The organism is Vibrio sp. HM8-C (assembly GCF_058630515.1).
The window spans coordinates 38,918-60,302 of record NZ_JBMMKS010000008.1 but is presented as its reverse complement, the minus strand read 5'-3'; the positions used below and the strand labels follow the sequence as shown (position 1 = coordinate 60,302).

General features: G+C 40.6%; 20 protein-coding genes. 12 read left to right on the top strand and 8 right to left on the bottom strand.

Annotated features, from left to right (window positions below):
• Positions 1 to 14 precede the first annotated feature (14 nt).
• The 5 genes from ACOSVQ_RS11015 (at position 15) to luxQ (ending at position 6,191) form a co-directional block, all read left to right on the top strand.
• Positions 15 to 665 carry a YceH family protein gene (locus ACOSVQ_RS11015; RefSeq protein WP_491982613.1) on the top strand — a complete coding sequence of 217 codons (651 nt, stop codon included), beginning with the start codon at positions 15 to 17 and terminating at the stop codon, positions 663 to 665.
• Positions 665 to 967, top strand: a complete 303-nt coding sequence (locus ACOSVQ_RS11010; RefSeq protein WP_491982612.1) for a GIY-YIG nuclease family protein — start codon at positions 665 to 667, stop codon at positions 965 to 967. The genes ACOSVQ_RS11015 and ACOSVQ_RS11010 overlap by 1 nt, the downstream gene beginning before the upstream one ends.
• Before the next feature lie 128 nt (positions 968 to 1,095).
• Positions 1,096 to 2,247 (top strand): conjugal transfer protein TraF, encoded by a 1,152-nt coding sequence (locus ACOSVQ_RS11005; protein WP_491982611.1) that lies wholly within the window; start codon positions 1,096 to 1,098, stop codon positions 2,245 to 2,247.
• 290 nt (positions 2,248 to 2,537) lie between these two features.
• Positions 2,538 to 3,626: an autoinducer 2-binding periplasmic protein LuxP gene (locus ACOSVQ_RS11000; protein ID WP_491982610.1), complete on the top strand. Its 1,089-nt coding sequence runs from the start codon at positions 2,538 to 2,540 to the stop codon at positions 3,624 to 3,626.
• Positions 3,627 to 3,638: 12 nt separating this feature from the next.
• A complete protein-coding gene (gene luxQ / locus ACOSVQ_RS10995) occupies positions 3,639 to 6,191 on the top strand; it encodes a quorum-sensing autoinducer 2 sensor kinase/phosphatase LuxQ (RefSeq protein ID WP_491982609.1) in 2,553 nt (850 codons plus the stop codon).
• 2 nt (positions 6,192 to 6,193) lie between these two features.
• Here luxQ and ACOSVQ_RS10990 read toward each other — a convergent pair whose 3' ends face one another.
• Together ACOSVQ_RS10990 and ACOSVQ_RS10985 are read right to left on the bottom strand one after the other, a co-directional pair.
• Positions 6,194 to 6,862, bottom strand: a complete 669-nt coding sequence (locus ACOSVQ_RS10990; protein WP_491982608.1) for a PilZ domain-containing protein — start codon at positions 6,860 to 6,862, stop codon at positions 6,194 to 6,196.
• A 136-nt stretch (positions 6,863 to 6,998) separates the two neighbouring features.
• On the bottom strand, positions 6,999 to 7,523 hold the full coding sequence (locus ACOSVQ_RS10985; protein WP_491982607.1) for a hypothetical protein: 525 nt from the start codon (positions 7,521 to 7,523) through the stop codon (positions 6,999 to 7,001).
• A gap of 220 nt (positions 7,524 to 7,743) precedes the next feature.
• On the opposite strand from ACOSVQ_RS10985, the gene ACOSVQ_RS10980 reads away from it, so the two are divergent.
• From ACOSVQ_RS10980 to modC, 4 genes are read left to right on the top strand one after another with little or no spacing between them, the layout of a single operon-like run.
• Positions 7,744 to 9,225: a cobyric acid synthase gene (locus ACOSVQ_RS10980; protein ID WP_491982606.1), complete on the top strand. Its 1,482-nt coding sequence runs from the start codon at positions 7,744 to 7,746 to the stop codon at positions 9,223 to 9,225.
• A gap of 1 nt (position 9,226) precedes the next feature.
• Positions 9,227 to 10,000 carry a molybdate ABC transporter substrate-binding protein gene (modA, locus tag ACOSVQ_RS10975; protein WP_491982605.1) on the top strand — a complete coding sequence of 258 codons (774 nt, stop codon included), beginning with the start codon at positions 9,227 to 9,229 and terminating at the stop codon, positions 9,998 to 10,000.
• Between the two features lie 22 nt (positions 10,001 to 10,022).
• Positions 10,023 to 10,712, top strand: a complete 690-nt coding sequence (gene modB, locus ACOSVQ_RS10970) for a molybdate ABC transporter permease subunit (RefSeq protein WP_491982714.1) — start codon at positions 10,023 to 10,025, stop codon at positions 10,710 to 10,712.
• The gene (modC, locus tag ACOSVQ_RS10965) at positions 10,709 to 11,821 is read left to right on the top strand and encodes a molybdenum ABC transporter ATP-binding protein ModC (protein WP_491982604.1); all 1,113 of its coding nucleotides are present in this window, start codon (positions 10,709 to 10,711) and stop codon (positions 11,819 to 11,821) included. The genes modB and modC overlap by 4 nt, the downstream gene beginning before the upstream one ends.
• A gap of 37 nt (positions 11,822 to 11,858) precedes the next feature.
• Here the strand turns inward: modC and ACOSVQ_RS10960 are convergent, their stop codons facing one another.
• The 3 genes from ACOSVQ_RS10960 to yccS form a co-directional block, all read right to left on the bottom strand.
• Complete coding sequence (locus tag ACOSVQ_RS10960; RefSeq protein WP_491982603.1) at positions 11,859 to 12,146, bottom strand: hypothetical protein; 288 nt, start codon at positions 12,144 to 12,146, stop codon at positions 11,859 to 11,861.
• A 75-nt stretch (positions 12,147 to 12,221) separates the two neighbouring features.
• Positions 12,222 to 12,383, bottom strand: a complete 162-nt coding sequence (locus tag ACOSVQ_RS10955; protein WP_491982602.1) for a hypothetical protein — start codon at positions 12,381 to 12,383, stop codon at positions 12,222 to 12,224.
• A gap of 210 nt (positions 12,384 to 12,593) precedes the next feature.
• Positions 12,594 to 14,765, bottom strand: a complete 2,172-nt coding sequence (gene yccS / locus ACOSVQ_RS10950) for a YccS family putative transporter (RefSeq protein ID WP_491982601.1) — start codon at positions 14,763 to 14,765, stop codon at positions 12,594 to 12,596.
• Between the two features lie 186 nt (positions 14,766 to 14,951).
• Between yccS and helD the strand changes: the two genes are divergently transcribed.
• Together helD and pncA are read left to right on the top strand one after the other, a co-directional pair.
• Positions 14,952 to 17,015 (top strand): DNA helicase IV, encoded by a 2,064-nt coding sequence (gene helD / locus ACOSVQ_RS10945; protein ID WP_491982713.1) that lies wholly within the window; start codon positions 14,952 to 14,954, stop codon positions 17,013 to 17,015.
• Between the two features lie 11 nt (positions 17,016 to 17,026).
• Positions 17,027 to 17,644, top strand: coding sequence for a bifunctional nicotinamidase/pyrazinamidase (gene pncA, locus ACOSVQ_RS10940; protein ID WP_491982600.1), 618 nt, complete (start codon positions 17,027 to 17,029; stop codon positions 17,642 to 17,644).
• 100 nt (positions 17,645 to 17,744) lie between these two features.
• On the opposite strand, the gene ACOSVQ_RS10935 is transcribed toward pncA, so the two are convergent.
• From ACOSVQ_RS10935 to ACOSVQ_RS10925, 3 genes are all read right to left on the bottom strand, one after another.
• The gene (locus ACOSVQ_RS10935) at positions 17,745 to 18,200 is read right to left on the bottom strand and encodes a methylglyoxal synthase (RefSeq protein WP_491982599.1); all 456 of its coding nucleotides are present in this window, start codon (positions 18,198 to 18,200) and stop codon (positions 17,745 to 17,747) included.
• 277 nt (positions 18,201 to 18,477) lie between these two features.
• Positions 18,478 to 19,728 carry a glucose-1-phosphate adenylyltransferase gene (glgC, locus tag ACOSVQ_RS10930; protein WP_491982598.1) on the bottom strand — a complete coding sequence of 417 codons (1,251 nt, stop codon included), beginning with the start codon at positions 19,726 to 19,728 and terminating at the stop codon, positions 18,478 to 18,480.
• Between the two features lie 233 nt (positions 19,729 to 19,961).
• Positions 19,962 to 20,486, bottom strand: a complete 525-nt coding sequence (locus ACOSVQ_RS10925) for a hypothetical protein (protein WP_491982597.1) — start codon at positions 20,484 to 20,486, stop codon at positions 19,962 to 19,964.
• A gap of 181 nt (positions 20,487 to 20,667) precedes the next feature.
• Between ACOSVQ_RS10925 and ACOSVQ_RS10920 the strand changes: the two genes are divergently transcribed.
• Positions 20,668 to 21,330, top strand: coding sequence for an SH3 domain-containing protein (locus ACOSVQ_RS10920; protein ID WP_491982596.1), 663 nt, complete (start codon positions 20,668 to 20,670; stop codon positions 21,328 to 21,330).
• Positions 21,331 to 21,385: the final 55 nt, after the last annotated feature.

Below are 21,385 nucleotides of genomic sequence, written 5' to 3'. Positions count from 1 at the left end.
TAAGGAAAATTAAAATGAATATAGAATTGAGTCCTTTAGAAGGCAGAGTTATTGGTTGCTTAATTGAGAAAGAAGTGACAACGCCAGACTACTATCCACTGACCTTAAATAGTTTGACTGCAGCTGTTAACCAAAAAAGTAATCGTGAGCCAGTATTGTCATTGAGTGATGCCGAAGTTCAGGATGTGGTTGACGGTCTTATTTCTCGTCGTTTGGTTAGTGATGAAAGCGGCTTTAATAGCCGAGCAAGCAAGTTCCAGCATAGATTCTGCAATACGGAGTTTGGTGATTTAAAGCTAAACCAACAAGAATTGGGCATTGTTTGTTGTTTGCTACTTCGTGGACCACAAACACCAGGAGAACTGAGAACTCGTACCAACCGACTATGCAATTTTAGCGACGTTAAAGAAACAGAGGCGGTACTAGAACGCTTAGCCGCGAGAGAATCGGGTGCATTAGTAGTTAAGTTGCCGCGTGAACCCGGTAAACGAGAGTCGCGTTATCAACATCTGTTTTCCGGTGAAGTTGACTTAGATTCATACGTCGTTGAACAGTCATTAGCTGGCGGTTATTCAAGCGATAAAATAGATGCCCTAGAAGCTGAAGTCGCTGAATTGCGCCAAGAAGTCGCCGACTTAAGAGCGATGATCGAAAAGCTCATTTAATGACTGTTTCAAAAAGCGAAGAAAAATTGTGGTGGGTGTATTTTGTGCGCACACCACAAAACTCTCTGTACTGCGGCATCACAACGGATGTTCAGCGCCGCTTTAATCAGCATTGTTTAGGCAAAGGTGCAAAGGCTCTTAAAGGCAAATCACCACTTGAACTTGTATGGTCACAGGAAATAGGTTCAAGCAAAGGAGAAGCACTTCGATTTGAATATCGGATTAAGCGCCTTTCCAAAAGTAATAAAGAGCAGCTTATCGCCAATCCGTCACTTTGGATTAGTTTATTTGAACATTCATAAACGCCTATCATTTATTCATGTTTACAAAATATCATTATGTTCTGAGATAACGATCATGTCGTTTCCTGTCAAAATTAGCTTTGTGTATTAATCTTCAATAGGGACTAATACAAAAGGTTGATATGGATATGAACTATACAACGAAATCATTATCTATCGCAGTGTTTGGATTAGTTGCAACATCAGTGAATGCAGCCAATACGGTTGCGGATGCTCGTGGTAATGGTATGGGCAATACAGGTGTTACAACAGCCGACTATCTTCTCGCTCCCTTCTACAATCCGGCTTTAGGGGCGATTTATCGAGACAGTGACACATTTGGGATTTTGCTGCCAGCGATCGGAGCAACAGCTCGTGACCCTGATGAGTCATTAACTACCATTGATGATTTACAAGACAGTATTGATCGCTTTGAAGCAGCAGGCACACCAACTCAAGACAACATAAACGAAATTAACAATTATCTCGACCAACTGTCAGACGACAAACCTTTGGGTGTTTCGGCTGGTGTCGGGATGGCTGTAGCAGTTCCGTTAGAAGCGGTATCCCTAAATTTTATTGCTCGCGGTTATGCTGAAGTTTTAGTGCGTACGGATATCGCAGCTTCTACCGGTAATCTTGAAGCGGATGCAAGAAATCGTTATGAAAATTCAAGTGTTGATCTTCTCGCTTTTGGTTACAGCGAATATGGCCTCTCATTCGCTAAAGCAGTAAATATCCAAGGTCAAGACTTTGCGTTTGGTGTGACCCCCAAGATTCAGCAACTCCGTACCTATAAACAGGTGGTTACTGTAGAAAATTTTGATCTCAGTGAATATGACAAAAGTGAGACTAACGATAACGCATTTAACTTAGACTTAGGTGCAGTCTGGATGTTAGATAACTATAGAGCTGGCATCTCGGTCCGAGATTTGTTTTCACAGGAACTACAAACTTATGATGGAGTCAATTCTTACCAGCTAGATACCCAAGTTACGGTATCAGGTGGCTACGTTACGGAACTGTTTACTGCCGCAATTGATATTGATTTAACAAAGCAGGAGCGGTTTGCGGGATATGAAGACAACACTCAATATGTGCGTTTTGGTGTTGAAGGTAATGCTTGGGGTTGGGCTCAGTTACGAGCTGGGTACGAGATCGATATAGAAGACACGTTAGACGATGCATTTACTGTCGGCGTTGGCATTAGTCCTGGAGATCTCGTTAGTTTGGATTTAGCTGGTAACTATGCAGGCGATGGGCAATTCGGTGTTTCAACCAACCTCGCTTTCACTTTTTAATTAATAAAACTGAACAATAGTTAGCCGAACACAGGTGCCTAATTGAAAATTTAGGTACCTGTACTATCAATTACTAAATATATGCTTAATAATCCCAATAGACTCGTTTAGCTTGGTTTTACAGTGTGTTAAGGCAATTCCATTGAAATCTCTGATGTACCAAGTTGTATCTGTTGAGCCTTTATGAACTATGTTTAATTAGTCTTGATTTAAACTGTTTCATAGACGGAGTCTGAAGGGCTCAATGTGTGAATAATGAATTTACAGCGTATAAGAAGAATGCAAATAGAATGAAAAGAGCCTTATTGTTATCTTTTATATTTAGTGCAGGACCTGCATTGTCGGCTCAAGTTCTAGATGGCTACTGGCATTACAAAGAATTCCTGAGTATCAATCCTGTAGAAAATGAGCTCACTAACTCATTGTCTGAAACAGTTCGTAATAATCCAGTTCCCATTTCCGTCGTACAAGACAAACCTGTCACTATTTCTGTTGTCTACCCTGGTCAGCAAATTTCAGATTACTGGGTTCGCAATATCAAAGCTTTTGAAAAGCGAATGGAAGAGCTGGGGATTAAATATCAGTTAAACCAAGTATTTACCAGACCAAACGTTGATATGCGACAACAGAGCTTGTCGTTAATGGAAGCAATTAAAAACAATACGGGCTATTTGATTTTCACACTAGATACAACACGACACAGAAAATTTATTGAACACGTGTTGAATTCCTCCGATACCAAACTGATTCTGCAAAACATAACAACACCTGTACAAGGATGGGAAGGGCGTCAGCCAATGATGTATGTTGGGTTCGACCATGAGTTAGGTGCACACCAAATTGCAGAGTACTACAAGCAACACATACCAGCACAGAGCAAGTATTCTGTTTTGTATTTCTCTGAAGGTTACATCAGTGATGCTCGCGGAAATAGCTTTATTCAAGTGATGGAAGAAAGTAACAGTTACAAGCTTTCGTCGTCGTTTTATACCAAAACAACCGAACAAAGTGGTTATGAAGCAACGCTGAACATCATCGAAAAAGACCCTGATATTAAGTTTATCTATGCTTGTTCGACGGATGTCGCTTTAGGTGCAGCCAAAGCCCTTAAAGAGCTAAACCGACAAGATATCGAGATTAACGGTTGGGGAGGAGGCTCTGCGGAACTTGAGGCTATTGCTAAAGGTGATTTAAATCTTACTGTAATGCGTATGAATGATGATACGGGTATCGCAATGGCTGAAGCCATCAAGTGGGACATTGAGCACAAGCCCGTACCACTTGTTTATTCCGGTGATTTAGAGGTGGTAACACAAGATGACTCACCACAATTGATAGAAGAACTAAAACAGCGCGCTTTCCGTTATTCTGACAACTAAGGAAGTTAATCAGTGGTGAGAAGTATCAATCCAATAAAGCAGAAGAAAAAAATCGCATCCTATATAAGTCATGCGATCGTGGTTGCTCTTGGTACTTTGATCATCATGGTGTTGTTTCAGAGTTATCAAATCAGTAGCCGATTGATTGCGCAGGAAGTGATGAGGACTTCAAAACAGACTTCGAGCTTAATTCAAAGTCTGTTTGATTTTCGTCTTGCAACTCTTCAGATCCATCAAGACAGTAGTGCAAAAAATACGACGCTCGTTCAAGCCATACACAGTGGTAAAGAGGAGGAGCTTGACCAGTATTTTTTAACTGTAGACCAACTTGAGCTTTCAAATACGCCGGATATTCGTTTTATCACCAGTCAGAAAGACATGCTCTGGGATGACGGAAACTCTCAGTTTTATGGGATTGAAACCAAAGAGCTGGGTAAGATTGTCCGCAGAGTTTCTATTAGCAGCAACTGGCATTTGATTAAAAGTCCTTCTCTGTTAGGCCCGACCTATTTATTAGTTAGACGCTCTTCAATTGTCGACCCTGCTACTGGCGAGGTTCTGGGTTTTCTCTACGTATCGATCGTACTCAATGATAATTACGCGCTTATCGAGACTATCAAAGATAACAGTAACGCCCAGAACTTAGTGTTAGCTGTAGATGATACTATCTTGTCTTCAACTTTAAACGGCAATGAACTTTATAGCGCTCAAGACATAATAAACAGCGCCACCGGAGAAGCTTTAGACGAGAAAAATATAGTCAGTAAAATCATGCTAGAGGTAGAAGGTGTCCCAACCTATCTTTCGGTATTCTCAGTACAGAGTAACCAGAATGCACTTAAGTTGAGAGATAGCTACTATTTCTGGATTGTTTTCGCACTGATTGCTTTGTTGGGAGTAACTATTGTCACTCGATGGTGGTTACACAGAAGGATCAAACAAGAAATAGATCAATTGATGTCGTACACCCACAAAGTCGCTGTCCAAGGCAAGGAACACTTCTTTCCAGGTTCGGCTATCTATGAGTTTGATCATTTTGGCCGTACTTTGGAAAACACCTTCCAGCGTCTCGCCGAACAAGAGAAACAGTTCGAAGATCTATTTAACTTTTCTCTTTCGCCGATCATTCTTTGGTCAACGGATGGCTATATTATCCGTATGAATCCTGCAGCGCAGAAGGAATTTATCGGTACTAAAGGTGAAAGTAAAAGGTTGTTCAGAGCGTTAGAGAAACAACTTGTGCCGGACATTCAGACTGCAGCTACGGGTGATATTGAAAAAGAAGTAATGACGGAAATCGACAAGAAAGTTTTCCGTTGGAGCATTTCACCAATTGTCATTGAAAACAAAATAGAATCAATCATCACACAAGGGCAAGACGTGACGAGCTTTGCCGAAGCAGAAAAACAAAGTCGAATCGCAAGAAAAGAAGCTGAAGAATCTGCGCGGGTTAGAGCGGATTTCTTAGCGAAGATGAGCCATGAGCTACGAACACCACTTAATGGAATATTGGGCGTATCTCAATTGCTTAAAAGATCAGTAAAGAGCCCTGAGCAGATAGACCAGATTAACGTCCTTTGTAGTAGTGGGGAACACTTGCTTGCCGTTCTAAATGACATTCTCGATTTTTCAAAAATTGAGCAAGGACAATTTCGAATAGCTTATTCCGAATTTCCATTGGTAAACGTCGTGTCTGCGATAGAGCAGATATACAAGCCAATGTGCCAAGACAAGAACCTTGAATTTGAGATTGTTTCAGACATCGAAGATGGAGTCATCGTTAATAGTAATCAGGTTCGTTTAAATCAGATTCTGTACAACATCATCAACAATGCTTTGAAATTTACTTGTGAAGGCAAGATCAGTGTTCGTCTCTCATTACAGTATGGTGACCCAGACCAACTTTACGTGACGGTGAAAGATACTGGAATTGGGATTAAAGAATCCGACCTCAAAATTATATTTGAACCTTTCATGCAAGCAGAGCCAACAACGACTCGAGAATATGGTGGCAGTGGGCTTGGACTTGCAATCGTGCACAGCTTGGTCGAAATGCTTGGTGGCACTATCCAGGTTGAGTCTGAATTTGGCAAAGGCACAGAATTTAGAATATTTTTGCCGCTAGAAGTTGTATCCCGTAAAAACTCATCAGCTTCAACTCAAGATGAATCAAAACGTTTTTCGCTGTTTGATAAATCATTGAAAGTATTGTTAGTTGAGGATAACCATACTAATGCATTCATCGCTAAAGCATTCTGTGAAAAATACGGAATGAATGTTGATTGGGTGAAAGATGGTATGCAGGCAATAGAGAAAGCGAAGTCTGAGACCTACGATATTATTTTGATGGATAATCAATTGCCGTTTTTAGATGGTGTTGATGCGACAAAAGTGCTGAAACATGAAATGCAGATAAGTACACCTGTATTTGCTTGTACTGCCGATGGAATGGAATCAACTCAGCAAGCATTTTTGGCTGCAGGAGCCGAATACGTTATCGTCAAACCTATTAGAGAAGAGAGCCTCTATCAGGCCCTAATTCACTACAAAGACACTTATTGTTAGATTTATATAGAACCTGCATTAAACGCATGTTCAAGCACTTCTTTTCGCATGTTTTCTGACATCTCAATGGTTTCATCAAATTTAATTCCGACAATATGACCTTTAGGCTCTTTGCTGATTTTGACAATGTGACAACTTAAATTGTTAGGTAAAGAAGTAATCAATTCGCAACGAATGTCCACTTTTGTGTCGGTAACTAACTCGTTTTCACCGGTAACAAAAATGCCACAACCAGAAACAGACAGATCAACCATTATTCCTGATATCTCGCTGTTGGAGGTATTAATACTGGCAGGGAGAGATATAGTAAAGCGTTCATGTTCACGAATCGTCTTGGTTGCAAAATGCTTGGGAGGGCGAATAAATAACAGGCTAAAAGGGCGTCTAATTGACTGATATGTTGACGTTTTGAAAGCTATGATATGTCCGAAATCTTTACTACAAATGCCGCGAACTACCGTTTGAACATTAGATAGTTTACGCATTAACAATAGTTCTAGTGCTTTATGTGGTAAATCGAGGATCAAGTACTGTTCAGTTTTGTGTCCGACTAGAGAGGTCGTGAAGTCATAGCTGTCGTTAGGGCCGAATTGAAAACTGACGGACAGTTTCATGCCAATTTGAAGGTATTTTTCGAGTTCAGTGATGTTATTGGAACTTGATGTCGACATATTTATTTTAACCCTGCCGTGTCTTATTGTTATTCAATACGGTATAGGGTTGAGTATATTACAAAAATCTTCGAATTTTAGTCGAATCTAAACTAAATATGACGACATCATTTTAAGAAAGAGATCTCACGCTAGATTAATAATTGAAGCGTACACCCATAGCGATTTGCGGCCCCCAAATACCGGCATTTCGTGCTTCAGCACTTAAAGAGAGCTGATCGGTAGAATGGAAACGTACGCCGCCAATGAATACACCGCTTTCGTCAGCGCGACCGATTTTGGCATGAACTTCTAGCTGATTAGTCAGCCACACGCGGCCACCGACGTTAAGTTCATAAATGAATTCGGAATCATCGCCTTCTTCTTTGGTGTAATTTACGTGGTGAAGTAGCATTTGACCGTAGACATCCATAAATTGGTTAACTGGTCCGTTAAAACCAATACCGCCAGCCATATCCCAGTCCTGATCAAAGCGAGTGTCTGCACGTAGGATGAAATGAGAATTATCTGTAAAGCTAGTACTAAATTCTCCACCAAACGACTCAGGGCTAATTGCAGTTCTGACTTCTAAAAAATTGTAGCTAAAGTTATTTGCCATTGCGGTGTTTGGTATCGCGAAAGCACAACCAATTAAGCTTAAAAGACCTGCTTTTTTAAACATAAGAGTATTCGTCCTGAGTGAATTAAAATGTAAACATACATGATTACTTAGCAAATTACAGGCCATTGTATCTTAACTAAGAGGTGACCAATAAAAATTTTCATGAATGAAAGAATTGAACGGTGTTTATCTGGTCTATTTTACTTCTTTAATGCTGATATTCAGGACATTAGGTTGACTTTGGGTATAGTATGTTTAAAAAAGTAGTACAAGACACAAAATGACTTCAAAAACTAAAACTCTGATGGTTCAAGGCACAACTTCTGACGCAGGCAAAAGTGTATTGGTGGCAGGATTATGCCGAGTGTTGGCAAGGCAAGGTTGCAAAGTTGCGCCGTTTAAACCGCAGAATATGGCACTCAACAGCGCAGTAACATCAGACGGTGGTGAAATAGGCAGAGCGCAAGCGGTGCAAGCACAGGCTTGTGGTATTGGAGCGACGGTGCACATGAACCCGGTACTGCTTAAGCCAAATTCAGACACAGGTGCTCAAGTTATCTTGCAAGGTAGGGCCATATCCAACATGGAGGCTCAGAGCTATCACGATTATAAGAAAGTCGCGATGGATACAGTTCTAGACTCATTTAGCCGATTAAAGAACGATTATGACTACATCGTAGTAGAAGGCGCAGGTAGTCCTGCAGAGGTCAATCTCAGAGAAAATGACATTGCTAATATGGGTTTCGCTGAAGCTGCAGATGTACCTGTCATCATCATTGCTGACATAGATAGAGGTGGTGTTTTTGCCCATCTCTACGGAACGTTGGCACTTCTATCAGAATCTGAGCAGGCAAGAGTAAAAGGATTTGTTATCAATCGCTTTCGTGGTGATATCGCACTTTTGCAATCAGGACTCGATTGGTTAGAAGATAAAACGGGCAAACCAGTCCTAGGTGTCCTTCCTTTTCTGCACGGCTTCGATCTAGAAGCGGAAGACGCGATTACTGCTCAGCAAGTCATAGCTGATCAAACACAATTGAAAGTCGTTGTGCCGGTATTTACGCGAATCAGTAATCACACTGATTTTGATGCCTTACGACTCAATCCCGACATTGATTTACGTTATGTTGGCAAGGGAGAGAGGTTGCAGAATGCTGACCTTATTATATTGCCCGGAAGCAAATCGACTCGAGCAGATTTGGACTATTTGCGTTCACAAGGTTGGGACAAAGACATACAGCGTCACTTGAGACTTGGCGGCAAATTAATGGGAATTTGTGGCGGTTATCAAATGCTAGGTAACTGGATACATGATCCTGATGGGGTAGAAGGTCACTCAGGCAGTTCAAAAGGTCTTGGACTACTAGATATGGAGACCACACTTACCAAGCAAAAGCAGCTGACAAATGTTAAGGGACAAATCAATCTTGATGGACAAATTGCAAGCGTAACGGGTTATGAAATCCACGTCGGAGTGAGTATCACAGAAGCAGATTCAGCCGATATTCCGTTGATCAGTTTAGACAATGGCAACAAAGATGGTTTAGTTAGTGAATGCGGGCAGCTACTTGGAACTTACCTGCATGGAATATTTGATGACTTTGGTGCAGCGAATTTGATTTGTAAATGGGCCGGAGCTGAGAAGTTACAAGACTATGATCATGTGGCTTCAAAAGAACAAGCAATCAATAGAATTGCGGACGCAATAGAAGAGTATGTGAATTTGGAACCCTTATGGGGAAGTGCATTCAAGGTTAGATAAAATGAAAAAAGTTATATCGCTATTAGGAATACTCCTTTGTAGTCATTCAGTTATTGCTAAAGATACCGTTACAATCTACGCAGCATCATCAATGACAAATGCTGTCGATGAGTTAGTTCAAGCATACGAAAAAACTCATGACGCAAAAGTTGTCAGTGTGTTTGGTGGTTCATCTTCACTTGCTCGTCAGATTGAAAGTGGCGCACCTGCTGATGTTTTTCTTTCAGCTAACGAAAAGTGGGTTAGCTACTTAATTGATAAGAAAATGGTTGATGTTAGTAAAGTGTCGTTAATTGCCAGTAACCAGTTAGTTCTTATAAAACCTGCAACTGCAGATATAAAACCATTCGACTTAGCTAATGGTAATGAGTGGAGTGGAGTAATCAAAGACTCACGCATCGCAGTAGGAAACACAGATGCAGTGCCGGTAGGTATCTATTCCAAAGAGGCTCTAACTAACTTAGGCGTGTGGGATAGTGTTAAAGCGAAATTGGCTCAAACAAATAATGTTCGTAATGCGCTTGCGTTAGTTGAACGAGGTGAGTCTGTATTGGGAATTGTGTATAAAACCGATGCATTACTAACTGATAAAGTGACGATATTGACAACCTTTGAACCTTCGTTACACGGCACAATTCATTATCCATTGGTACAACTTAACGACAAATTAAATAGCAAAGATTTGGTGGGATTTGTGCAATCTGAAGAAGCTAAAAATATACTAAATAAATACGGATTCCGTACTGATATGGGAAGCGAAAAATTTGCTCAGTGACTTTTTACCGAGTGATTACTGGCTGAGTGATTATGAGCTAACAGCTCTATTACTCAGTTTGAAGGTGGCCGCATTCGCAGTAATGTGGCTACTCCCTATTGGAGTATTACTTGGCTGGTTGCTGGCTCGTAAAGAGTTTATAGGCAAAAGCACACTAGATAGTATTATTCACCTTCCTCTGGTACTCCCTCCCGTTGTTATAGGCTATTTGTTGTTAATCTCGATGGGTAGGAGAGGCATCATAGGTAATTGGCTATATGAATGGTTTGGTATTTCATTCAGTTTTAGCTGGCGTGGTGCTGTTTTAGCTTGCGTTGTAGTATCACTGCCATTAATGGTTCGTGCTATTCGACTAAGCATAGAAAGTATTGATATAAAACTTGAACAAGCAGCGAAAACACTTGGCGCTTCACCATTAAGAGTGTTTTTTACTATTACTTTGCCATTGACTCTACCTGGAGTGATTACTGGGATCATGCTTGCATTCGCAAGAAGTTTGGGAGAGTTTGGCGCAACCATCAGTTTCGTTTCAAATATTCCTGCTGAAACTCAGACTATCCCACTAGCAATGTTTACATTTTTAGAAACCCCCGGTGAAGAGATGGCAGCTGCACGTCTTTGTATTATTTCAATTGCTGTTGCTCTTTTGTCATTACTCACCTCGGAGTGGGTAAGTCGCAGAGTACGAAGACGCTTAGGAGTAACTCAGTGAATCAAGGCATTATTGTTAACTTCAAGAAGCAGCTTGAAAACGTCGCTTTGAATGTCAATTTTGTTGCGCCTGCTAATGGTATTACGGCTATTTTTGGGCGCTCAGGAGCAGGAAAAACGTCAATCATCAATGCGGTGAGTGGTTTATTAAACCCTGAAAGCGGAGTTATTGCAGTAAACGGTCGTCACTTGTTCAACAGTAGTGAAGGCATCGATACAGCTGTTGAAAAACGTAAGATTGGTTATGTGTTTCAAGAAGCTCGGCTTTTCCCGCATTACACGGTTTCCGGTAACCTAAAGTATGGCGTTAAACAAAATGATTCTGAATACTTTGATTCGATCGTAGATTTATTGTCACTAAAGCCACTATTGTCGCGGTATCCAAGCGCACTTTCAGGTGGTGAAAAACAAAGGGTGGCAATAGGACGAGCATTGCTTTCAAAGCCGGATTTATTGTTAATGGATGAACCTTTGGCTTCTCTCGATCTTCCAAGAAAGCGAGAAGTGATGCCTTTTTTAGAGATGTTATCAAAGAAGGTAAAAGTTCCGATTCTATATGTCTCACACAGCTTGAACGAAATTCTTAGATTGGCAGATCACTTGGTCGTTGTTGATGAAGGCTCTGTTGTAGCGGCAGGGAAAATTGAAGATGTTTGGTCATCGCAGGTGATGAGACCTTGGCAATCTTTCAGTGAACAAAGCACGCTGTTTTCTGCAACGGTGTCTCAACATAATCTGGATTATGGATTAACCCAACTGCACTTTGTTGAAGGATTAACTTTTTGGGTACAGCAAGTAGAGGCTAAAGAGGGCTCTGTTGTCCGTCTTCAAATCAGAGCAAACGATGTTTCAATTGCCTTAGATAAAAATGAAAATACATCAATTCGCAACATTCTACCCGCACGTATTGCGAGTATTGATCATCAGCAATATGGCGAGAGTAAGAAAAGCGTTTCTGTAAAGCTCGATTTAAACGATGGTTGTTTTCTATGGGCGACGATTACCAAATGGGCATTGGATGACCTCGAGTTGAAAGAAGGTATGCAGGTTTACGCTCAAATTAAGGGTGTAAGTGTGTCACAGCGTGATATTGCTATCGCTAATAGTTAATAGAAATGTTTAAGAGAGATTTTAATTTATTGAGAAGCTAGATGTGAATATCGAGCAAACTACCGATCATATCTTGCTCACGTTGAATAACGTTTGCTCCAACGCGGTTATATTGAGACGCTTGCTGAAGTTTGAACATCGGTTCGATGTCGCTTTTAGGCTGGTGTGATTTTTTGTTTTCTATTGCGTTGAATTTCAAAGCGTCGTTATCCCTAAAGTCATTCTTATAGGAAGTTGACTCTTGAATATCTCTTGCCGCTTCATCAGCCATTTTGTATGACTGCTGGACAATAGGATAACCGGATTGTAGAGCTGAAATTGACATACGCTAATCCTTTCTAATGATAAAAGCTTATGCCTTGTTTATTTATTATGCAAGTATGCTTGGCTAAAGGGGTAATTACGAAAACAGCTTTGAAATTAATTCCAATTCTTCTGAAGTTACCACAACGGTTGGTTCGCTTTCTAAAGACTGTGAAATCTCGCCTTGGAGAGCTCGTAGCTGTTGCGGTGTTAACTGCTGAAGTTGTGATTTGTAATTATCAAATTGAACGCTGTTCATTCTAATATCCTGCAATAACCTATTTTCACTTCTAACTAATGTCTTGTGACTCATAAACACTAAACCTTACGTCGTAAGATAAGACTGACGTTAATGTTAGTATTCGTGTAGGTGCTTATGTCCGAGTATTGTCAGGTTATATGTTGAGCAATGTAAAAATACGATATTGGTGCCACCATCATTGATGACACCAATATTATAGGAGCTTAATTATTGCTGTTTGCTAGTCGATGGGACGCGTACCGCGAATTTTGAAGCCAACGAGTGAAGTTCAGGCAACATTCTATAGATGAGATGAAGCTGCTGAAGAACTAAACGTGCTGAACTGCTGTCCTCTTCACGCCATTCGCTTAATCTTTCTTTCAATCCTGAATCGTCGATGTTGATTGCTTCTGTTTCTGTGCAATGGTTATACAGTTGGTTGTACAGGGCATCTAGATGTTGATGAATAACTCTGTGTGACTCTAAAACCAACTGATGAACAGTTTCATCGTCTATACGAGTGCGGTGTGCGCCTAATGCCGAGGTGTAGCTTAACAAAGCATGATTTAAGGTTAGAAAACGGAAACTTTCATCCGTTGCTGCTCGATATTTACCAGGTTCAGCCAGCATATTACTTACAGCCGCCGCCAACGCTGCGTCTTGGTTGTGCGCCTGACGCCTTGCAACGCGGTAGCTCAAATTGTCTTTCTTACCTATTCGATATTGTCCGATAATTTGTCCCAAATATTGCTTATTCGCTTCAACAGCATCCGCCATTACTTTATGCAGACGCTTAGACTGCCAATCAGGAAGAATGTAATAAACGGCAAATACCGCAAGAGCGCAACCAGTTAAAGTATCAGCAAGGCGTGGGAATACAACAGCATACCCTTCACCTAGTTGATTGAAACAAAACAGAACGAGCACAGTAATAAAGCCTGTCGCATAACTATAATTGTTAATGCGGAAGGCAAAGAACATAACTCCGGAAAAGACGATAAAAACCAGTTGGCTTTCCAGAGAGGGAAATAGAGTGAGCAAGGGAACGCCAATCAAAAGGCCGGCAAGTGTGCCGATAATACGCGCTTTAAGTTTCTGGCGTGTTGAGGCGAAATTGGGCTGACAGACAAACAGTGTAGTCAACAGAATCCAATAGCCCCTTTCAATACCTAATCCCTGAATGATGCCATATCCAGCTGTAAGCGCGAGCGACATACGAACAGCATGACGGAATAATAAGGAGTCGGTATTCAGGTTCGACTTAATTCTAATCCATGCAGTTTTCAAAGTATGAGCTTCGGTATCTTGAAGAATGTCATCCTCAGGTTTGGTTGTGTCTGGATTGCTCACATTACATAATTGCTTTTCAACTGTAGCTAAGTTGTTGAATAAGTAACCGAGCTGAGCCAACGAGACTTTCCATTCTTTGTTATTTTGTTCTTGCAGGTAGTTAATCGACAGTTGTAGTTCATCAAGTGCGATGATCGAATCACTATCATGGTTATATGGTAATCCAAGCTGGATCGACTGTGCCACCTGCTGACAAGCTTGCGCTTGTTTCTGCAATAGATGTTTGAAACGAAACAAAACGTCAGAACGTTCAAATTGGCCGGCTAATTCTTGATAACGATAGTGAGTTGAACTGACACGTTCGTGAATGTCTTGCGCGAGAAAATAGATGTTCAAAAATCGATCGCTTGCGCTATCTACGTGCCCGCGTCTGGAGCGTGTTAAAAATACCGCTTTACATTGGTTAAGTGCTGACACCGTCGCTGAGTTTAAATTGGCTTCTTTAATACGATGAGGCTGTGGCAATAAATCCGATACTGGATGAAACAAGTCGGCTTTCGCTTCAAGGTAATTCCCGAGATTTACAAAGACGTTAGCAAGACCTTGTTGCACGGGTTGCATTGGCCATAGAACATGCCAAATCATCGAGAGGAAGTAATACCATGCTGTTCCAGAGAGTAAAAGCAAAGGTTGGAACCAGACATTGGTGCTTTGATGTGCGCCTAACATGGTATAGATGGCGATAAGCAAAGAGCCAAAGGCAATACTCGCATATCGAGTGCCTATTGCACCCAGCATGATAAAACCAAATGTTGAAGTAAATAGACCAATAGCAAAGAGGATTGGTGTTTTAAACAGTAATTCTATTGAAAATGCAGCTAAGGCAAAGCATAGAAACGTTAACGTGATAGCCTTTAAACGACCTGTAAAACTATCGTCACGTTCAGCAAGTGCTGCCGCAATAACACCGAGGATCAACGGTGTAACCCAAGTATTTAGGCTGTAATACCATGTTGGAATGACGACACCAAGCAATGCGATAAAAATGAGCACGCTATAGTTGATGGTTTTATTAGCCCAAAGAACGCGAAGTCGTTTTAACAAATACACGATGATCCATCACTGATTAAAATAAAAATTGAGTGTATCAGACTGAGTTGATAACTTTTTGATCAAATTAAATAAATATTGTCATGCGAGCACAAAGTAAACATCAAACATTATTGACATTATTTTAGCTTCACGCAAAGTGATTAAGGTATGATGGTTGGCAACGAATTCGAAGAGCAAATATCAATGCAGCTGAAAGCAAATAAGACTGCACAGTTTTTTATTTCTAGTGAATACAATCAAGTTGAGCTTGGTGACGAGTGCGTGATTCTTTCATCTTTGATGAGTGAAGAACACATTCCTTTTAATGTTTGGAATGGAAAGGTCAAAATTGAACGTGGAGCTATTTGGGGATCGCTTCAATTTTTCGCACATGAAGAGTATGGCAAACAACGGAGTTGGTTAGTTCAAGGTCTGCCTTGGCCTGAATGCCGAAAGTTTGCTCATAAAGCCGTTGCAATATATCAGAATTGGCATAATCAACAGTGTGCTCAGTTAAGCCAATATTTACCACAGTGGCAGCAAGAGCTGACACGTTTAATTCGTTTACCCTCATTTTTGCCCCATTCACAAACAGATAGTTGGGTCAATCGTGTGTATGATGATCTCACAACAATGGGTATGTCGCTTGAAGAAGCACATAAGCGTCTGCCTGATCACATCGCTAGTTTATCTCCATGGATACTCAATACGTCAGAACAACTGACAGATCGTAATAGCCGTTGGATTGAAAACGAAAGGTTGAACTGGGAAGTTTTGTTTAATCAAGTCGAATCTTCACCGCTCAATTTGTCTCAGCAATACGCAGTATTGCTAAATGATGATCACAACTTAGTGCTAGCTGGTGCAGGCTCGGGTAAAACGAGTGTTTTGACAGCAAGAGTCGCCTACTTGTTGCAAAGCCATTTAGCACAAGCTGAAGATATTTTGCTGGTCGCGTTTGGTAAAGATGCTGCTGGAGAGATGGAGCAGCGATTAAAGAACAAGATTGGCCTTGCTGCTGAAAAAATCCGAGTTAATACCTTTCATCAACTCGGACTAAGTATATTGAATCAAGTTGATGGTAGTAGTGCAGTCATTTCCCCAGTTGCGTTGGACGATAAGCTAAAGAAACCTTGGTGCATTGATTGGCTCAAGCGTCACTGGATGACACCCACGAATTTTAAACGCTGGCAAAAGCACTTAGCTCAATGGCCAATCGCTTATCTGGCGGGAGATGATGAGCTAGGTAGTCATGTCGAGAATCCTAAACTGATTGCTTGGCTGGAAAAGCAACTTGATCAACTTGCATTGTTAGGAATCTCAAAGAAGTCAGTTCAAGAGCGATTAGTTGAACATCCTGATTATCCTCGTTTGAACAGCGAGCTAGCATTGTGCTGGCCATGCTATCAATCTTGGCAGGAGATGCTTAAAGAAAACAATCATATAGATTTCAACATAATGATCAGTAGAGCGACAGATTATGTGACTAAGGGTAAGTTTTCTTCTCCTTGGAAGTTCATCATGATTGATGAGTATCAGGATATTTCTCCACAACGATTGGATCTCATTCAGGCGCTGTGCGAGCAAAATCCAGAACAGTGTAACTTGTTTGCTGTTGGGGATGACTGGCAATCCATATATCAATTTGCAGGGTCTGACGTCGACCTGACTACAGGGTTTGAGTCTCGTATGCCTTATTCAACAGTACATCATTTAGATACTACGTACAGATTCAACGATAAGTTGGGCGAAGTAGCGAATCAATTTGTACAACAGAATCCGCAACAGCGAGAGAAAACTCTTAACAGCGTTAAAACACAGAGTGATAAAGCTGTCGTGTTGTCTCCGAGTACAAGCGTTGAAAAAATTCTAGATGGATTAAACCGTAAATCTTCTGGGATCAAGACTGTTTTGTTGTTAGGCCGAAATCACTATCACAAACCAGAACTGTTACGTGATTGGCAAAATCGCTTCTTGTCATTGAAAATTGAATTTATGACTTGCCATGCTAGCAAAGGAAAAGAGGCCGATTTTGTTATTATTCTTGCTGTTGATGAAGGCCAGTTTCCAGCAAAAGTTAAAGCATTACATCTCGATAATGCTCTAACCGCATCTCAAGACAACTTCGCATTTGCAGAAGAAAGACGATTATTTTATGTTGCAATGACACGTGCACGAGAAAAGGTCTGGATCACTTATACAGGAAGTGGTTCAGTATTTGTGCAGGAGTTATTGAATGGTGATTATCCAGTGACTAAGAAAAGTTAGAAGGATTTTATATGAGCCAAGCATTGTTATTAGTGGATGTTCAAAATGACTTTTCACCTTCAGGTGCTTTACCAGTAAAAGAAGGTGACAAAATTGTACCGGTAATCAATCAACTGATACCGCATTTCGAGCATGTTATCGCAACGAAAGATTGGCATCCCGCTGGTCACTCAAGTTTTGCATCGTCCAATGGGGAGTCGATTGGGGAAGTGATTGTTCTCGACGGAATACCACAAATTATGTGGCCAGATCACTGCATTCAAGGAACTAAAGGTGCTGAATTTATTCCTGGTCTGAATACTGATGCGATTACCCAAGTCATTCATAAAGGCACGAACCCTAAAATTGATAGCTACAGTGGCTTTTATGATAATCAAAGGCTTCAAGCAACTGGATTAGCTGATTATCTAAATACTCAAGGTATTGATGAGGTATTTATCGTTGGCTTAGCTACGGATTACTGCGTGAAATTTACTGCTATTGATTCAGTATCTCTCGGTTTCAAAACATCTGTAGTTCAAGACGCTTGCCGCGGAGTTGAAATGGCGGAAGGGGATGTTGAAAGTGCTTGGAAGCAGATGGAGCAAGCTGGATGTAAGCTTATTCAGTCCAGTGAGGTTGTTGGTTAACGGCACTTTTGAACAGATGGAAAAGAAAATCCCCTTAAATAGGGGATTTTTTATGGTGTCTTTACTGCTACAACTTAAGCTTTGATACATGTTGCTTAAATTATAGGCGCTCAGCGAGGTAGGACTCGTAGTCAGGAATTTCAATATCTACCGGCTTATCAATAAATTCCGAACTAAATAAGAACTTAGCTGTTGCACGGTTAGTCGCAACTGGAATGTTCCATACACCAGCAATTCGAAGTAATGCTTTCACGTCTGGATCGTGTGGAACTGCATTTAAAGGATCCCAGAAGAAGATTAATACGTCGATTTTGCCTTCAGAAATAAGAGCACCTAATTGTTGGTCACCACCCATTGGGCCGCTGATTAAACTTTTAATTGGGAGTCCAGTTTCTTTGTTTAGCATGTTACCAGTTGTACCTGTTGCATACAGGAAGTGACGCTGTAGCTTTTCTTTGTTCTCTTTCACCCAGCGTAGAAGTTCTGGTTTACAGTTGTCATGCGCAACGAGTGCTACGTGTTTAGACGCAGCCATTGTGCGTGTTGTTACTTTCATTTGTTCATTCCCAACAATTAGTTTTGTTAATTAAATAACGAAAAGACCGTGGTTATTCAATCTCTTTTATTAAAAATGTTGTTATGTATTCAATTCAGAACCCTAAAACCATGATACGCGTTTAAATTGGTTAATTTATGACAAGGTTAATAACTATTGAAAGGTCATTACTTGTTTGAAATGAGGTGAGTATAGAGAGGCTTAATTCGTTAAATAAGCTGGCCATCGTTAGATGACTGACCAGCTTAATGCTATGAATATCTAGAATGTATTGCAGTTAAAACTTATAGCTTTCAGGTACAACGACGATGCCTTTTTCAGAAATTTTGAAACGTTTGGCATCTTCAATAGGGTTTAGGCCTATCTGAGTATTCGGCGGGATTTTAACGTGCTTATCAATTATGCAGTTTACTAACTGACAACCTTCGCCCACTTCCACATCATCGAACAAAATACTATCCACAACAGTGGCACTGTCGTTGATGACAACACTGCCTGAAATAATGGAGTGATGTACAGAACCTCCTGAGTTAATCACGCCGTTGGAAATGATCGAATTGATAAAAATCCCTTCATTACCAGTAGCTGAGGACACAGTTCTTGCTGGTGGAAGCTGGGGCTCATAAGTACGAATCGCCCAGTTTTTCTGATAAAGATTCATTGGTGGAACTGGCTCGAGTAAATCCATATTCGCTTCATAAAATGAATCGATTGTACCTACATCACGCCAGTAACAATCGCGATCAACACGACCTTTTTCATTGCAGAATTCATATGCGTAAACACTACGAGTTTCAATGAGTTTAGGAATGATGTCTTTACCAAAATCATGTGTCGATGTTTCTACTTCCGAATCTTCATGCAACGCTTGTTGTAGAACATCCATAGAGAATATATAGATACCCATAGAGACAAGGCTGGAATTAGGGCTATTCGGCATTGATGGTGGATCATTAGGTTTTTCCACAAAAGATGTGATGCGGTTTTCATCATCTACCCCCATAACACCAAACGCGGATGCTTGATCTCTAGGAACTTCCATACAAGCAATCGTTAATTTAGCACCTGTTGCTTTATGCTCCTCAAGCATAGCTGCGTAGTCCATTCTGTAAATGTGATCGCCAGACAGTACAACGACATGTTTGGCGTCGCTGCGTGAAAGTAACCACATGTTATGGAATAGAGCATCTGCTGTACCTTCATACCATTTCCCACCTTTACGCATTTGTGGTGGGACAACTGTAATGAATTCACCAAGTTCAGGATTGAATACAGACCAACCGTCGCGCAGGTGTTTTTGCAGTGAGTGAGATTTGTATTGCGTTAATACGAGTATTCGACGCAATCCGGAATGTAGGCAATTGGTTAAGGTAAAATCAATAATGCGATATTTGCCGCCAAATGGTACAGCGGGTTTGGCCCGATCATCAGTGAGGGGGGATAATCGTGAACCCATACCGCCGGCTAATATTACCGCTAAGGTGTCTTGCATCTTATTTCTCCCTAAATATGTGCAATTCGTATTCACTTTTTAGAGAGTAGTACAAGTTTCGAGCCAAAATTGAAACCTATGTCATGTCTTGAATTATTAATATGAGAAATATCTAATGCACTAAAATGATGCATTGGTACCCATAGATAAGCTATAAAATAGAGCAACAATACGCTTAAAAATAAAGGCAAAATGAAGGAAGAGTTACTTTTAAAATCTGAATAGGAAACGCACTACATTTACAATGTAAATCTTATTGTGAATCAGGCTTAAGGGGATGGAGTAGAGCTAATGTTTTGTAACGATAAAACCTCTCTATCGTAGTAGCGCCTCATAGTCGCTAGTTGTTCTTTTAAATTGATGAGATCTTGAGTCAGTTGTTGGTCCGACTTTACGTAGTGGCCAGCGGCAACTTCATTACTAATCAATCCCTCTCTTTCACATGCTTGCCCGATATCGTTCCAATAACCTAATTGTTCTGAGACTTGATTGGGGATTGTATCTAAGTATTGAATGAGATCATTTACCAACAGGCGAGACTCTAGAGCAGTGTTGATTTGGTTAACTACTTTTTCCTGAAACTGATTAGTATTTTTGTTCCACAGATAGGAAAGCTCTTCATTGGAAAACTCAATATGTAAAAAAATGGCCTGCTGAAAACTCGGTAACCAATCGTTGTATTTGGTGGCGAGCAAATTGTACTTTCTATCTAACGCTTGTTGAGAAACAAGTGCTTTGTTCCATTCTTGTTCATTACATTGGCTAGCATGTACCTGCCAAGATAAAGTTATCAAGGTAATGGTCGTTATAGAAAATAGGCACGCTTTCAAACTTTTCATTGTTTAGGATAAATGTGCTCACTTAATTAATGATATTAATGGCGACTAATTGTTTGCCACAGCTAATATTATTGTAGTTAAAGAAATTGAAGTTTTGAGAATAGTCTCTGCTTAACCATAAGGTATGGCGTAAAAGATGAAAAAACTGCTGATGGTTGTGTTTTTGCTATTGGGTTTAGCTGGCGCTGGTGCTGGCTACTACTTGTTTTACTATAAACCCCAACATGAACTTGCCAACCAAGCTGCGAAAACGGAAGAAAACAAGGATGTCGTTGAAGAATCTAAACCACAAAGTATTGCCGATCTAAAACCAGAAAATATGGAGTTTTACGTCGATGTGGAAAAGCTAGGCATCCGAGAAGCAGCGAATCAGGATGCATTTGTCGAACGCTATTTATACAAAGGTGACAAAGTTCGTCTCTTAGAAAAGAAGAACGGGTGGGGACGAGTTTCAGCTTATTTTGTCTATGAACAAGGTGGACCAGAAATAGCGGAATGGATTTCGATGGAAGGCTTAGTTGAGCAAGCTCCAGTTATTTCACCGGAAGAACGTAAAAAGACGATACAGGGTTATATAGCGGGGTCAGATGATCTTGTTCAGTTTGAAGAAATGTTTCTTAAAACGACAGATAAACTGCTAAATGATGGAAGTTGTACACCTGTTGATTTTGAAGAGCTCGGTGGTTGGGTTAAATCCACCAAGTACGCTGACAAAGATGTATATTTCATTTACTGCGGTGGGATGAAATTAGCAGACAAAATCTATCTAGATGTACGCACGGGTAACGTTTTCTACTAGGTTACCGTAGTTACAAAGATCGTTTTTTAGTTTGTACTCATCTCGTTCCACTCTA

What these genes read in the sequence shown, in the direction of transcription:
- ACOSVQ_RS10990 (WP_491982608.1), bottom strand. Translation starts at nt 6,862, where the DNA reads ATGTCGACATCAAGTTCCAATAACATCACTGAACTCGAAAAATACCTT.
- ACOSVQ_RS11015 (WP_491982613.1), top strand. Translation starts at nt 15, where the DNA reads ATGAATATAGAATTGAGTCCTTTAGAAGGCAGAGTTATTGGTTGCTTA.
- ACOSVQ_RS10985 (WP_491982607.1), bottom strand. Translation starts at nt 7,523, where the DNA reads ATGTTTAAAAAAGCAGGTCTTTTAAGCTTAATTGGTTGTGCTTTCGCG.
- ACOSVQ_RS10920 (WP_491982596.1), top strand. Translation starts at nt 20,668, where the DNA reads ATGAAAAAACTGCTGATGGTTGTGTTTTTGCTATTGGGTTTAGCTGGC.
- ACOSVQ_RS11010 (WP_491982612.1), top strand. Translation starts at nt 665, where the DNA reads ATGACTGTTTCAAAAAGCGAAGAAAAATTGTGGTGGGTGTATTTTGTG.
- helD (WP_491982713.1), top strand. Translation starts at nt 14,952, where the DNA reads ATGCAGCTGAAAGCAAATAAGACTGCACAGTTTTTTATTTCTAGTGAA.
- ACOSVQ_RS10960 (WP_491982603.1), bottom strand. Translation starts at nt 12,146, where the DNA reads ATGTCAATTTCAGCTCTACAATCCGGTTATCCTATTGTCCAGCAGTCA.
- ACOSVQ_RS10980 (WP_491982606.1), top strand. Translation starts at nt 7,744, where the DNA reads ATGACTTCAAAAACTAAAACTCTGATGGTTCAAGGCACAACTTCTGAC.
- ACOSVQ_RS11000 (WP_491982610.1), top strand. Translation starts at nt 2,538, where the DNA reads ATGAAAAGAGCCTTATTGTTATCTTTTATATTTAGTGCAGGACCTGCA.
- modA (WP_491982605.1), top strand. Translation starts at nt 9,227, where the DNA reads ATGAAAAAAGTTATATCGCTATTAGGAATACTCCTTTGTAGTCATTCA.
- ACOSVQ_RS10935 (WP_491982599.1), bottom strand. Translation starts at nt 18,200, where the DNA reads ATGAAAGTAACAACACGCACAATGGCTGCGTCTAAACACGTAGCACTC.
- ACOSVQ_RS10955 (WP_491982602.1), bottom strand. Translation starts at nt 12,383, where the DNA reads ATGAACAGCGTTCAATTTGATAATTACAAATCACAACTTCAGCAGTTA.
- ACOSVQ_RS11005 (WP_491982611.1), top strand. Translation starts at nt 1,096, where the DNA reads ATGAACTATACAACGAAATCATTATCTATCGCAGTGTTTGGATTAGTT.
- pncA (WP_491982600.1), top strand. Translation starts at nt 17,027, where the DNA reads ATGAGCCAAGCATTGTTATTAGTGGATGTTCAAAATGACTTTTCACCT.